12 protein-coding genes are annotated in these 13,082 nt (G+C 63.4%); 7 read left to right on the plus strand and 5 right to left on the minus strand.

The annotated features are described in order from the left end of the window. Position 1: 1 nt before the first annotated feature. Entirely contained in the window at positions 2-1,867 is a 1,866-nt protein-coding gene (locus CK489_RS11435; RefSeq protein ID WP_095732378.1) for a sigma-54-dependent Fis family transcriptional regulator, read from the minus strand. 364 nt (positions 1,868-2,231) lie between these two features. Beyond that, positions 2,232-3,053, minus strand: coding sequence for an AraC family transcriptional regulator (locus tag CK489_RS11440; protein ID WP_095732379.1), 822 nt, complete (start codon positions 3,051-3,053; stop codon positions 2,232-2,234). A gap of 97 nt (positions 3,054-3,150) precedes the next feature. Here CK489_RS11440 and CK489_RS11445 point away from each other — a divergent pair, with 97 nt between their 5' ends. The 6 genes from CK489_RS11445 (at position 3,151) to CK489_RS11470 (ending at position 7,374) form a co-directional block, all read left to right on the plus strand. Continuing rightward, on the plus strand, positions 3,151-3,537 hold the full coding sequence (locus CK489_RS11445) for an SPW repeat domain-containing protein (protein ID WP_050626859.1): 387 nt from the start codon (positions 3,151-3,153) through the stop codon (positions 3,535-3,537). Positions 3,538-3,662: 125 nt separating this feature from the next. Then, positions 3,663-4,619 carry an AraC family transcriptional regulator gene (locus CK489_RS11450; protein WP_050626860.1) on the plus strand — a complete coding sequence of 319 codons (957 nt, stop codon included), beginning with the start codon at positions 3,663-3,665 and terminating at the stop codon, positions 4,617-4,619. Between the two features lie 133 nt (positions 4,620-4,752). Then, a complete protein-coding gene (locus CK489_RS11455; protein WP_244485991.1) occupies positions 4,753-5,496 on the plus strand; it encodes a nitroreductase family protein in 744 nt (247 codons plus the stop codon). 34 nt (positions 5,497-5,530) lie between these two features. Beyond that, positions 5,531-6,076, plus strand: a complete 546-nt coding sequence (locus tag CK489_RS11460) for a carboxymuconolactone decarboxylase family protein (protein WP_050626913.1) — start codon at positions 5,531-5,533, stop codon at positions 6,074-6,076. A gap of 45 nt (positions 6,077-6,121) precedes the next feature. Next, on the plus strand, positions 6,122-6,907 hold the full coding sequence (locus tag CK489_RS11465) for an FMN-dependent NADH-azoreductase (RefSeq protein ID WP_050626861.1): 786 nt from the start codon (positions 6,122-6,124) through the stop codon (positions 6,905-6,907). Continuing rightward, entirely contained in the window at positions 6,907-7,374 is a 468-nt protein-coding gene (locus tag CK489_RS11470; RefSeq protein WP_095732380.1) for a DUF3788 domain-containing protein, read from the plus strand. Before CK489_RS11465 ends, CK489_RS11470 begins: the two co-directional genes overlap by 1 nt. 171 nt (positions 7,375-7,545) lie before the next feature. Here CK489_RS11470 and glgX read toward each other — a convergent pair whose 3' ends face one another. From glgX to radC, 3 genes are all read right to left on the minus strand, one after another. Then, positions 7,546-9,660, minus strand: coding sequence for a glycogen debranching protein GlgX (gene glgX / locus CK489_RS11475; RefSeq protein WP_095732381.1), 2,115 nt, complete (start codon positions 9,658-9,660; stop codon positions 7,546-7,548). A gap of 435 nt (positions 9,661-10,095) precedes the next feature. Next, complete coding sequence (locus tag CK489_RS11480) at positions 10,096-11,460, minus strand: tetratricopeptide repeat protein (protein ID WP_245350323.1); 1,365 nt, start codon at positions 11,458-11,460, stop codon at positions 10,096-10,098. Positions 11,461-11,523: 63 nt separating this feature from the next. Further along, entirely contained in the window at positions 11,524-12,237 is a 714-nt protein-coding gene (gene radC / locus CK489_RS11485; protein WP_095732382.1) for a RadC family protein, read from the minus strand. 118 nt (positions 12,238-12,355) lie between these two features. On the opposite strand from radC, the gene CK489_RS11490 reads away from it, so the two are divergent. Next, the gene (locus tag CK489_RS11490) at positions 12,356-13,075 is read left to right on the plus strand and encodes a DNA-3-methyladenine glycosylase I (protein ID WP_095732383.1); all 720 of its coding nucleotides are present in this window, start codon (positions 12,356-12,358) and stop codon (positions 13,073-13,075) included. The last annotated feature ends 7 nt before the right edge of the window (positions 13,076-13,082 follow it).

The following is a 13,082-nucleotide window of genomic DNA, read 5'->3' on the forward strand; positions in this document are numbered from 1 at the left end:
CCTAGCTGTCCAGCTCGATCGCTAACGCCTTGATCTTCCGGTACAAGGTCGCGCGACTGAGCCCGAGTGCTTTGGCAGCGTCGCTCACTCTTCCGCCATTGGCGCGCAACGCGTCGGCGATCGCGGCGCGCTCGCTCGCCGCGTGATCGGCCTCCACGCTGCGCCTGACGAACGGCGGCAGATCGAGATCGGCCTCGGTGATGACGCCGTTCTCGGCGGTGGCACCGGCAAGCCGCAGCACGTGACGAAGCTGGCGCATGTTGCCGGGGAAGGGATAGGCCATCAGTTGCGCCCAGGCATCCGGCGCGATGCGGCAGTGCGGGGCTTCCTCGTCGGCGATCTGCGCGATCACCTCGCGCCGATCCGCGCGCTCGCGCAAGGCGGGCAGCCGGATCTCCATGCCGCGCAGCCGGTAATACAGGTCGGAGCGGAAGCTGCCGTCCTCTGCCATCCGCGCCAGATCACGATGCGTGGCGCTGATCAGGCGGATGTCGACCGGGACAGGCTTCAGCGCACCGAGCGGCCAGACCTCGCGATTCTCCAGCACGCGCAGCAGCCGCGTCTGCAGCGCCAGCGGCATGTCGCCGATCTCGTCGAGGAACAGCGTGCCGCCGCTCGCCTGCACGATCAGCCCCTTCGATCCCTCGCGCCGCGCGCCGGTGAAGGCGCCGGCCTCGTAGCCGAACAGCTCGGCGTCGATCAGGCTCTCCGGCATCGCCGCGCAGTTCAGCGCGACATAGTTGCGGGCCGCGCGATTGCTTGCGGCGTGGATAGCGCGCGCGAACACGTCCTTGCCGGCGCCGGTCTCGCCATGCAGCAGGATCGGCAGATCGAGATTGCCGACCGTCATCAGCCGCTTGACGCCCTTGATCAGCACGGGATCGCGGCCGGCCAGCCTGTGCAGGCCGCTGAACTGTCCGGCCGGTTGTTCACGCGGCGGCGCAGGTAACGGACGGGAGGCACGCGCGCGGACCGGAGGCGCCAGGTGGCCGCGGCCCCATGGCGTGCCGTCGGCCCGCCGCAGCGTGACCGGATCATCCGCGGCGCGCGTCGCGCGATCGTCGAGCTGGATCAGATGCGACAGGTCGATGCCGCCATCGATCATCGCATCGGTCAGGCCGAACATGCCGCGCGCGGTGCGGCAGGCGCCGACCACGCGGCGGTCGTCGTCATAGGCGAGCATGCCATGGCCGTCGCCGGGCAGCGTCGCAATCCAGGAGGCGCGGTAGCGCCGCCGGAAGAACGACTGCTCGATCCGCCGCGTCGCCTCCGTGGTGACAGCCAACGCCAGTTCATGCGCGCTGCGGCCGAGATCGCTGCGGCAGGAGGAGATGTTGACGGCGCCGGCCAGCCTTCCGGCATGATCGAACAGCGGCGACACCGCGCAGGTGAACATGTGCCACTGCTCGCGGAAATGCTCGTCGCCATGCACGATGATCGGCCGCTGCTCGGCGAGCGCGGTGCCGAGCCCGTTGGTGCCCTCGAAGGTCTCGGCAAAGTTCGAGCCGGTGTAGATCTTCCATTCCAGGAACATCCGGTCGTAGTCGCCTCCGGGCAGGCGGCTCACCAGCATGGTGGCATTAGGGTCGGCGAGGTTGACGCAGTAGCCGGTGTCGTGAAGCACCCGGGCGAGGTCCTCGAGTTCCGGGATCGCGACCTGGATCAGGTCCTCCATCGGCTCGGCGACGTGGCGGACCTCGGCCTCGGTCAGGGTCTGCGGCGGCCCGCGCCGGGCCGGATCGAGGTTGTGATTGACCACGCAGCGCCGCCAGGACGCGGCAATCCGCGCCTCGGTGTCGACGCCGGCCACCTGATTGGCCGCCGATAAAACACGGGCGACGTGATTTGAGGCCGAAAGATTGGCCATCCAGTGGTCTCCACCCTGTATTTTGAGCGAAGTCTGGCAGCCCGATGGCGAATGTCAATTGGCCGACGAGGTCGCGGGGAGGGACCTTTGGGTGGAGGCGGGTGGGCTGTGTAGGGCGGATGAGCGAAGCGTCATCCGCCGTCTTGCGCGTCGATCTGCGGCGGATGACGCCTTCGGCTAATCCACCCTACAAGCTCTGACATTTGTAGCTTCCTGATCGATGTTAAAGATGAATGCCCTCGAACGCTGCTTCTGACTCCCGACCGGACATCCGCGGCGCGGAACAATTAATTTCAATTCTCGTCCGCAAGGCTCCCAAGAGCATGCCGTTGATTGTTCGGACGCTTAGTGCCGAGTTCATCGATTAGCGAGATCCATCCCGGAGCGCGTCGAACTCGCGCGGTGGCTGCCCGGTCATCCGACTGAACACGCGCGAGAAGGAGGCGGCGCTGTCGTAGCCGACCTGCGCCGCCACACTCTTGACCGGTTTGCCCTTGCCGAGAAGCTGGCGCGCGATCGTCATGCGCCAGACCGTCAGGTACTCAATGGGCGTCAGGCCGACCAGCGTCCGAAAATGATCGGCGAACCGCGTGCGTGACATGCCCGCAACGTCGGCCAGATCCTCAAGCTTCCAAGGCTTCTTCGGCGCCTCGTGCATCGCGGTCAGCGCCTTGACCAGGCGTGGGTCGGCGAGCCCGGCGAGCACGCCGGTCGAAATGGCGCCGCTCTCAACGACGTGGCGCACGATTAGGATCAGGAGATAGTCGAACAGCCGGTCGAGCGCCGCTTGGCGGCCACCACCTTCGGAGAAGGCTTCGCCGACCAGCAGATCACAAACCGGGCCCAGCGCCGGATGAGCAGTGAGCGGCAGGACCACACATTCAGGCAGGCCCTGGCCAATCGGGTTGCCCTCCGCACCCCCGAGTTCGACGGTCGCGCATACGAGGTCGGCTCCGCGCTCGGGATCGACTGCGAAACTGTGGGTCCGCCCGCGCGGCAAAAACAGCAGGGTCGGCTCAACGAGTTCGAGGTCAGCTTGTCCGTCCTGGGTGACCGTGAGCGCGCCTGCCTTGAACAGGTGCAGATGGCCCACACCAGTGAACTGCAACGTCTGGCACAGGTTCCCGGTGAAGAACGTCCGGGCCGTCGGCGTTACGTGGGCGAACAGGGCAGCAAAGGGGTCCATCGGGACGATCTGCAAAGTTATTGGCACCAGGCGTCACCCATAGTCTTCCATATGAGTGGTGTGCAAGTCCCCAGTCCTTGATCAACCGGAGAGTCTCATGAATATTCGCTTCGTCACAAAGACCGTTCACGCCTTCCTCGACTACCCCGTCGCGTTGAGCCTGATGGCAACGCCGTTCCTGCTCGGACTTGGCCGTGCCAATCCACTGGCGCTCTGGGTGTCGGTCGCAACCGGCGTCGCCGCCCTCATTCTGACCCTGTTCACCAATCACAAGACCGGTGTAGTCCGCGTGCTGCCATATGGGTTGCATGTCGCGGTTGACCGCCTCGTCGGCATTACTTTCGTCGCCGTGCCCTTCGTGCTCGGCCTGCATGGGCTGGACGCCTGGTACTACTGGGCGAACGGTGTTGCTGTTCTCCTCGTCACCTTCGTGCTCAACGCGCCCGAAAGCGGGGAGCGCGCGCTGAAGTCGGCGAACGCCTAAGAGCCTTCGCTAACATCATGTGACAGCGGCCGAGTTAACCCTCGGCCGCTGTCGGTGCTTGAACCACCCCGGTACGGAGCCAGGTTTGGAAGTTGCGATAGGATGTTTCACCGTTTCGAGGTCGTATGTCCCAAGTCGATTGGCTGAGCCAACTCTTGCAAATCATCACCGTTACCGGCCAGCTCGAGGTCCGCTGCGCCTACGGTGCGCCATGGCGTCTGGCCTGGGGCCCGGCTGCGGCAAACGAAATTCCCTACCACGTCATAGTCAAGGGCCGAGCCATTTTCGAGGATCCGGAGACGAGAACAGCGAGGGAGCTGGTGAGCGGAGATATCGTGCTGCTGCCACACGGTGCAGCGCATGTACTACACGACGGTAGTGGGCAAGCACCAATCCGTACCCAGGAACGCCAGGGGTCTGCTGGATGGATGCTGAGCGAGAACGACGGCGAGGGCGAGCAACTCGATCTGATGTGCGGGCGCTTCTTCATTGCGCCACCCCATGATCGGCTGATCCGCAACTACATGCCGACAAATCTAGTGGCGCGGGCTATTGACGGCCACGGAGAAGAGGGCATCGGGTCCGCGTCCAACCAACTGGCCAGTCTGGTGGGGTTGATGCGAATGGAGTCCGCTGGCGACCGAGCGGGAGGACGCGCCATGCTCAACGCACTTTCTTCGGCTCTGTTCACACTGGTACTGCGAGCGGCGAGCGAATCCGAGAAAGCCCCTGAAGGCTTGCTGGCCCTGGCCGGCCATCCGCGACTGGCTCCGGCCATCGCGGCAATGTTTGCCGATCCAACACGGTCCTGGAAACTGCCTGATCTGGCGGACTTGTGCGGCATGTCACGCGCCACGTTCATGCGACACTTTCAAGACAGGTTGGGTTGCTCCGCCCTCGACCTGTTGACCGATCTCCGGATGAGCTTGGCCGCCAACGAACTTAAGAAGCAAGCGATCAGCACCGAGGCTGTGGCCGAGACGGTTGGGTATCAATCCGTTTCGGCATTCCGGCGTGTGTTTGCCGAGAGGATGGGGATGACGCCGGGGGAATGGCGCCGACTGGCGCACAAGGGCGAGTAGACGCACGCGGCCCGGGAATTCTACGCGTGTCAATTTGATCCTTTCGGGCATTATATTGAGGCAATTAAGTCTCGAAATTACTATTCCCTGCCGTAGGTTGAGCTCCGCAATCACTTGATGAAGGAGCCACCCAATGAACTGCATCAGCATCGCTGCCACCGAACCCGCAACCGGCGTAGCCGCGGAAATCTACGCGCAGACCGAAAAGAGCGGAAACACTCTCGCGACCCAACCTTCCCATTCACCCACGCGGCCGACGCCGACAAACGCCGTCATCGAAACTATCCTGAGCCGTAGTGCTGCCAAGTACTACGACCCCAGCGCCACCCTGAGCGACGATCATATCCGCGACCTGGTGCGGATCGGCACCTCCGCGCCGACATCTTTCCATCTGCAGAACTGGCGCTTCATCGCCGCGCGTACGCCTGAGGCCAAGGCTCGGTTGCGTCCGATCGCATGGAATCAGCCTGCGATCACCGACGCCGCCGTTACCTTCATCATCATCGGCCAGTTGGCCGATGCCAGTACCGTCCCCGAGCGCCTGGCGCCGGTGGTGGAAGCCGGCATCATGCCGGCGCACCTGGTGCCGGAATGGGAAATCCCCGCTCGCGGGCTGTATGACGATCAGCCCCAGCGGCAGCGCGACGAGGCTGTGCGCTCCGCGACCTTCGGCACTGCGGCGATCATCTATGCGGCTCGCTCGCTGGGCCTGGGTTCGACGCCGATGATCGGTTTCGACGCAGAGGCCGTGCACCGCGAGTTCGGCCTGGGCGAAGACGAAGTCCCGGTCATGCTGTTGACCGTAGGGCCGGAGCGAGCTGGCAACTGGCCGCAGAAGCCGCGCATGCCGGTGGCCGATGTCTTGGACTTCGCATGATTATCAAGCGACCCAACCACTCATGGAGACTATGATGCCAAGAACTGCAGCCCTGAAGCCGGAACAGGTGCCGGCCGAGTCGAAACCGACTCTCGATGCGTTCACGAAGAACATCGGGTTCACCCCCAACATGATGGCGGCCTTCGCGCAGAGCCCGATAGCGTTCAACGCGTGGGCCACCCTGCTCGGCGCGCTAAGCAAAGCGCTCGACGTGAAGACACGCGACAGCATCGGCCTCGCGGTTTCGGAAGTGAATGGTTGCAACTATTGCCTGACGGTTCACAGCTTCACAGCCGAACATATGGCCAAGCTGCCACCCGATGACATCATTCTCGCCCGGAAGGGCTATGCCAGCGATCCGAAACGGGATGCGGCCGTCCAGTTTGCGCGCAAAGTCATCGAGACCCGCGGGCAGGTCAGCGACGCCGATCTGAAAGCCGTTCGCGATGCTGGATACACCGAAGCAAACATCATCGAGATCATCGCACTGGTGGCGATGTACTCCCTGACGAATTTCTTCAACAACGTGTTCGATCCCGACAAGGACTTTCCCGCCGTTGCACCGGCTGGCTCGATCTGAGCTCTGTCCCTGTCGCAACCTCATGAAGCCATTGGGATCGATCACATGAACATCCTCCATATTGATTGCAGTCCACGTCAGGAATCGTACAGCCGGCAGCTTTCGGCGGCGATCGTCGAAAAGCTTCTCGAGGTTGCGCCTGGGGCGAGCATCACCCGGCGCGATTTGGGGACTGAACCGTTGCCCCACGCCTTGGCTGACTACGCGGTCGCGCTGTCGTCGCCGGCCAGCTTGGCGGCCCCGCCGAAGGGCGCTCTGGATCTTGCCGACGCGCTGATCCAGGAAGTCGAGGCGGCCGATGCGATCGTCATCGGCACGCCGATGTACAATTTCACCATCCCCTCGGTGCTCAAGGCGTGGATCGACAAGATCCTGCGCGTCGGTCGCACGATGAAGTCGACGCCGACGGGGAAGGTGGGAATGCTCAACGATCGTCCGGTATTCATCGGCGTCGCCTCCGGCGGCGTCTTCTCCGGCGACCGAGCCAACCAGCCGGACTTTCTAAGGCCGTATCTGTCGCTGGCGTTTAGCTCCATTGGGCTGACGACCCAGCAATTTCTGCCCCTACAGGCCACTGCGTTCCTCGACCGAGACAAAGCCGAATTGGCGAGGGAGAGGGCCTTGGCGGCGATCGATCTGACAGTCGTGCGAGAGTTTCGAGGTGTCGACGGTTGGCCTGCGGTGCTCGCAAACGCCAATAGACCGTCTCGCGATGCCCCCTGCTCTGGAGAGCATCGCAAGGAGCATTCTGAGGGCGCGCCGCAAGCTCTTGGCGACGCGAGCATCATTACCATCCGGCCTTCGCCGGACTATCAACACGAGGTCTTGTGATGATTTTACCTACCGGTACGATCCCCCAAATCGGCGACAGGATCACCGACAAATCGGCACCGCCCGATGAGAGTGCCGTCCGCGAATGGATCGGACCCGAGGCGTTCGAGCATTGGGCCGAGCTGCGAAACTGGATCGACGAATTCTACCCTGGAGTTTTCGCGCCAGACTGGCTCTACGGTGGCAAGAACCGCGGCTGGTCCCTGCGCTACAAGAAGACCAAGGCGTTCACCGCCTTGGTGCCGGAATACAGGCGCTTTTCGGCTATCGTGGTCATGGGTGGAACAGAGCGAGAAAAGTTTGACGAGCGGCGTTATGTCTGGCGCCCGCAATTGGTCAAGCTCTACGATGACGCCAAAACATACATTGACGGGAAATGGCTGACAGTCGCGATCTCATCGGCTGATGATCTGCATGATGTGACGGAGCTCTTGACCATGAAGCGCCCGCCACTGTCGCGCGGTTAAGGTCACAAAAATCCTGGATTCACGGCGTGGTGGCTCCAACGAACCCAAGTGGCATCACACAGCAATTCGACATCAAGGTCGTCGCGGAAGGCGTCGAACCTGCAGCCAATTGCGTGAGAGATCGAAACGACCCTCGATGCCGAGAGGCGGATTACACTGCGCTAATCCGCGCTACTTCACTTCACCTGCCATGAACAGCACAAACGAACGCCCGGCCGTCTTGTACGTGCTCTCGAACGCGAACTGCGCGCCTGCCGCTTGCTCCGGCGCGTTGGTATCCAGCAGCAGCGACCAGTGCGGGCCGGCCGACGTCGCCGGCAGCTTGAAGTCGACCTCGCCTTCATAGCTGTTGAGGATCACCAGCACGGTGTCGTCCTGGCCTTCGCGGGCGATCGCGGTCTTGCGGGCGCGGCCGTCGAGCACGACGCCGAAGCATTTGATCCAGCCGGTGGTCCAGTCGTCTTGCGACATCTCGGCGCCCGCGGCGTTGATCCAGACCACGTCGCGGATGGCGAGCTGCGGATCACGGTCGCCGGAGAGGAAGCGGCTGCGGCGCAGGATCGGATAGTCGCGCCTCAGCTTGATCATTCGCTTGGTGAAGGCGAGCAGCCTGTTGGCGTCGTCGGAGAAATTCCAGTCGAACCAGGAGATGTCGTTGTCCTGGCAATAGGCGTTGTTGTTGCCGCGCTGGGTGCGGCCGAACTCGTCGCCGCCGAGCAGCATCGGCGTGCCCTGCGAGGCCAGCAGCGTCGCCAGCATGTTGCGCTTCTGGCGTTCGCGTAAAGCTCGAATCTCGGGATTATCGGTCGGCCCCTCGGCGCCGCAATTCCAGGAGTGGTTGTCCGACGAGCCGTCGTTGTTGTTCTCGCCGTTGGCCTCGTTGTGCTTGTTGTCGTAGCTCGCCCAGTCGTTCAGCGTGAAGCCGTCATGGGCGGTGATGAAGTTGACGCTGGCCCAGGTGCGGCGACCCTCGCGGTTGAATACGTCGTGCGAGCCGAGCAGCCGCGGCGCGAGGCTGCCTGGCGCGGCCTCACCGCGCCAGAAATCACGCACCGTGTTGCGGTATTTGTCGTTCCATTCCGCCCAGCCCGGCGGAAAGCCGCCGACCTGGTAGCCGCCGGGGCCGCAGTCCCAGGGTTCTGCGATCAGCTTGACGGTCGCGAGCAGCGGGTCCTGGTTCATCGCCTTGAGGAATCCTGACTGCTCGTCGAAGCCATAGACCTCGCGTGCCAATATGGTGCCAAGGTCGAAGCGGAAGCCGTCGACATGCATGTGGCCGGCCCAGTAGCGCAGGCTGTCCATCACCAGCTGGATTACCCGCGGATGCGACAGGTTCACCGTGTTGCCGGTGCCGGTGTCGTTGATGTAGTAGCGGCGCTTGTCGGGTGACAGCCGGTAGTAGCTCGCATTGTCGATGCCCTTGAATGACAGCGTCGGGCCGCGCTCATTGCCTTCGGCGGTGTGGTTGTAGACCACGTCGAGGATCACTTCGAGCCCGGCGCCATGCAGCCGCGACACCATCTCCTTGAACTCGCGCAGGCTGTTCGCGACATCGGCGGCATAGCGCGGGTCCGGCGCGAAGAAGCCGATCGTGTTGTAGCCCCAGTAATTGGTCAGGTGCTTGTCCAGCAGGTTGCTGTCGTTGATGAAGGAATGCACCGGCAGCAGTTCGACCGAGGTGATGCCGAGCGCCTTCAGATGATCGATTGCGGCGTTCGAGCCGAAACCGGCATAGGTGCCGCGCAAATGTTCGTCGATGCCGGGGTGCTGTTTGGTAAAGCCCTTGACGTGCGTTTCGTAGACGACGGTCTCGTCCCAATGCACGTCCTGGCGCTGCGCCTCCTGGATCCAGTCGAAATTGGGATCGACCACCACGCATTTCGGCATGAACGGCGCGCTGTCGCGCTCGTCGAAAGTGAGGTCGTCGCCGCTCTCCATCTTGTAGCCGAACACGGCCGGATTCCAGGTGAGGCTGCCGGCATGAGCGCAGGCATAGGGATCGAGCAGCAGCTTGTTCGGATTGAACCTGTGGCCGCCGTCGGGCTGGTAGGGACCGTAGACCCGATAGCCGTAGTACGTGCCCGGTTGCACGCCGTTGATGAAGCCGTGAAACACCTGGTCGGTATATTCGGGCAGCTCGAAGCGGTGCGTCTCACGCTCGCCGTCGAACAGGCAGACCTCGACCTTGGTGGCGTTGGCGGAGAATACCGCGAAGTTGGTGCCGTGGCCGCTCCAACGGGCGCCTAGCGGATAGGGTAGTCCTTCCTCAATCGTGAAATCGGACATCGGTCCCCCAAGGCCTGCAACTGACAAATCAACCTGCAACAAACGCCGCCGCGCGGAAAACGTTGCATGGGTGATGTTAGCGGCAAGAGTTCGTGGTTCGTATGACGCCGAGACAGCACTCGCTCAACACATTCGGTGTCGTCCCGGCGAAAGCCGGGACCCATAACCACGAATAGTCATTGTTGAGCGATGTTGGAACGACGAGTTCCTTCAGCAATATCCGCCGCGGAGTCGGGTCCCGGCTTTCGCCGGGACGACGTATGAAGAGAATCTTGTCCCGACCTACACCCGTCATCGCCCGGCTCGCCCGGGCGATCCAGTACGCCGCGGCCCCTCGGCTCAAGCACTGCTGCCTCTGGAATACTGGATCACCCGCATGCGCGGGTGATGACACCGAACACCGTCGCCCCGACATTCGCCAGGACCACGGCGCAACTAGTTGTTCGCCAGCAGCGCAAACCGGCGTCGGTCGATCCGCTCGCGCGCCCCTTGTCCGGCCGCCGCACAAAGATCGGGCGCGTAGAGCTGGCAGGTACCGCGCTTCTCGATGGCCGCGTCGATCAGATGTAGAAGTCGTGCGGGCGCGATGTCGGGAGGCGCGGCAATGCGGCCGACAACGACCTGCTTCTCCATTTGCTCGTGATCGGCGTGATCGATATCGGGGTTGCGCCAGCAATTCGCGCACATGATCTTGAAGCCCTCGGAGTGCGAATAGATCACGGCGTCGCCATCCAATTCGTCGCTGATGTCGGCCAACTGCCGTGCGGTCTTCTGCGTGCCCGCGAAATCGAAGAACTGGTAGTTCCGGCGCAGCAGCGTTGCCAAATGGGGGAAGACCGGAATCTGCTGCTCGCCATAGGTGTGATGGGTAATCGGGGCGCCATCCATCAGGATGACATCGCCATAGTCGACGCCGAGATCGCGGTACAACACGCTGCGGATGATGCCGTGGCATGGGCTCAGCCGTTCGATCCACACGGTTTCCTCTTCGCCTGGATCGTCAGAGTCCGCCGTGCGCTCGGCAAGCGGCCGCTCGGCAAGCCGCACCTTGCAGGCCGGATATCCGCCTTCCGGCAAGGCGAACCGCCCGGGCGCGATGTTCTGTCCCATCCGCTTCCACACGTCCAATGCGGTCTCAGCGTCGCCGGCGCCAGTGGCGCAGATTCCAACGTTCCATTCGAAGCTGTCGACGACCTCTTGCGACAGGCTTGCAGCAGCCCGGTTTGCCGCGACGCCTTCTGCGAACTTACCTCGCGTCTTGTAGAACAGGCCCAGATTATAGTGGGGCGAGCTGTTCTGCGGATTGAGTTCAACCACCTTGCGAAGGCTGTGCTCGGCGATCGCATCGTTCTGGCGCGCCATCATCCGCGCCGCGGTGGCGAGCCCGCGCAGGATCTGCTCCTGCTCAGGCTTCCCCTCATGGAGCCTGGCCAGGCGGTCCAGCTTCTCGACCGTGGTCTGGAAGATCGGGTGTTCCGGAGGCGGCGCGTTCAGATCATCAATGTCGCGCACCGCTTCGAGGCATTGCCCAAGCGTCGAGAGGACATCGATGTCGTCATCGTGAGCATCCGCGATCTCCGAAAGCAGGTCCGCCGCCTCGTCCCTTGGGAGGCTCCGCTGGTCGACAATCCATACCAACGCCCTCGCAGCCTCAGGCTGGTGGCGCTGGACCTTCCGCAATGGTTGGATCTTCTGCCATGCAGCCGGCTTGCGGTCCGCCTGTCCCTCTGCAACGGCGTCACGCGCAATTGCAGCGATCTCGTCGGACGAGAGAACCGCGCTGGGAGCATTCGACATCATCGTCTCCGTGGAGGCGCCGCGATGTGGGCAGGGATCGGTGCGGGACGTCTCAACGCCGCGAGACTACATCAATCTCATGCCCTTGAAGCTGGTATGTCCGTTCTTGCCGACGATGATGTGATCGTGCACGGCGATCCCGAGTGGCTTGGCGATGTCGACGATCGCTTTCGTCATCTGGATGTCGGCCTGCGACGGGGTCGGGTCACCGGACGGATGGTTGTGCACCAGGATCAGCGCGGTCGCGGACAGTTCCAGCGCGCGCTTGATCACCTCGCGCGGATAGACCGGGGTGTGGTCGACGGTACCGGTCTGCTGCACCTCGTCGGCGATCAACTGGTTGCGCTTGTCGAGGAACAGCAGGCGGAACTGCTCCTTGTCGGCGAACGCCATGCCGGTGCGGCAATAGTCGATGACGTCGTTCCACGACGACAACGCGATGCTGCGCTTGATCTGGCCCTTGGCGATCCGGCTCGCCGCCGCGGCGAGCAGCTTGATCTGGTTGATCGAGGCATCCTTGACGCCGTCGACCTCGCGCAGCCGCGCCACCGGCGCGTGCACCACCTCGGCGAAGGAGCCGAATTTCTTCAGCAGCGCCTTGGCCAATGGCTTGGTGTCGCGGCGCGGGATCGCGGCGAACAGCGCCATCTCCAGCAGCTCATAGTCGGTCAGCGCGTCGGGCCCGGCAGCATAGAAGCGCTCGCGCAGCCGCTCGCGATGGCCGTGATAGTGCGGCGTTTCGTCAGGCTCGTCGTTGCTGGCATCGGGTTTGGCGGGCATCGGCCACAACCTTGCCGTGCCAGCCGCGTTTTGCAAGGGCTGATGCTGTCGAGATTTGCCACCGCGCGGCGGGCGAATTACCGTCGCTTGCAGCGAGATCGAAAGGGGGGAGGGCGGCGTGACGTCATTCAAGGTGATCCGCGCGCGCGCCGAGAAGCGCAAGGGCGGGCCGAAGGCGCTGGAGAAGCTGCTGCACCCGCCGGCCGGCACCAAGGCACTTGCAAAGCTCGGCGACGACCGCGTACTGGCCGAAATGACCCGGCGCGTGTTCTGCGCGGGCTTCGCCTGGAGCGTGATCGACGCCAAATGGGAGGGCTTCGAGGCAGCCTTCCTCGGCTTTCAGCCGGCCAAGCTCGCCTTCAAGCCCGATGAATTCTGGGAGAAGCTCACGAGCGACGCCAGGATCGTGCGCAACGGCGCCAAGATCATGTCGGTCCGCGACAATGGCCGCTTCGTGCAGGAGATCGCGCGCGAGCACGGCAGCTTCGGCAAATTCCTCGCGGCATGGCCGTCATCCAACGAGATCGGGCTGCTGGAGCTGCTCGCCAAGCGCGGCAGCCGGCTCGGCGGCAACACCGGGCAGATGCTGCTGCGCTTCCTGGGCTGGGACGGCTTCGTCACCTCGCGTGATGTCGTGGCCTGCCTGCGCGATGCCGGGCTCGATATTGCGGAGGAGGTCAAGTCGAAGCGCGATCTCGCCAAGGTGCAGGCGCAGTTCAACGCCTGGGCGGAAGAGACTGGGCTGTCCTATCTGCATCTGTCGCGGATCTGCGCGATGTCGATCGGCGACAACCACACGCCCGAGGAGATCAAGCGGCGCACGCGGAGTGACTATTGAGTTTGTT

It is taken from the genome of Bradyrhizobium sp. UFLA03-84 (assembly GCF_002289535.1).
GTDB classification, from domain to species: domain Bacteria; phylum Pseudomonadota; class Alphaproteobacteria; order Rhizobiales; family Xanthobacteraceae; genus Bradyrhizobium; species Bradyrhizobium viridifuturi.

What these genes read in the sequence shown, in the direction of transcription:
- CK489_RS11465 (WP_050626861.1), top strand. Translation starts at nt 6,122, where the DNA reads ATGAACATCCTCCATATTGATTGCAGTCCACGTCAGGAATCGTACAGC.
- CK489_RS11455 (WP_244485991.1), top strand. Translation starts at nt 4,753, where the DNA reads ATGAACTGCATCAGCATCGCTGCCACCGAACCCGCAACCGGCGTAGCC.
- glgX (WP_095732381.1), bottom strand. Translation starts at nt 9,660, where the DNA reads ATGTCCGATTTCACGATTGAGGAAGGACTACCCTATCCGCTAGGCGCC.
- CK489_RS11450 (WP_050626860.1), top strand. Translation starts at nt 3,663, where the DNA reads ATGTCCCAAGTCGATTGGCTGAGCCAACTCTTGCAAATCATCACCGTT.
- CK489_RS11435 (WP_095732378.1), bottom strand. Translation starts at nt 1,867, where the DNA reads ATGGCCAATCTTTCGGCCTCAAATCACGTCGCCCGTGTTTTATCGGCG.
- CK489_RS11440 (WP_095732379.1), bottom strand. Translation starts at nt 3,053, where the DNA reads ATGGACCCCTTTGCTGCCCTGTTCGCCCACGTAACGCCGACGGCCCGG.
- CK489_RS11460 (WP_050626913.1), top strand. Translation starts at nt 5,531, where the DNA reads ATGCCAAGAACTGCAGCCCTGAAGCCGGAACAGGTGCCGGCCGAGTCG.
- CK489_RS11480 (WP_245350323.1), bottom strand. Translation starts at nt 11,460, where the DNA reads ATGATGTCGAATGCTCCCAGCGCGGTTCTCTCGTCCGACGAGATCGCT.
- radC (WP_095732382.1), bottom strand. Translation starts at nt 12,237, where the DNA reads ATGCCCGCCAAACCCGATGCCAGCAACGACGAGCCTGACGAAACGCCG.
- CK489_RS11445 (WP_050626859.1), top strand. Translation starts at nt 3,151, where the DNA reads ATGAATATTCGCTTCGTCACAAAGACCGTTCACGCCTTCCTCGACTAC.
- CK489_RS11470 (WP_095732380.1), top strand. Translation starts at nt 6,907, where the DNA reads ATGATTTTACCTACCGGTACGATCCCCCAAATCGGCGACAGGATCACC.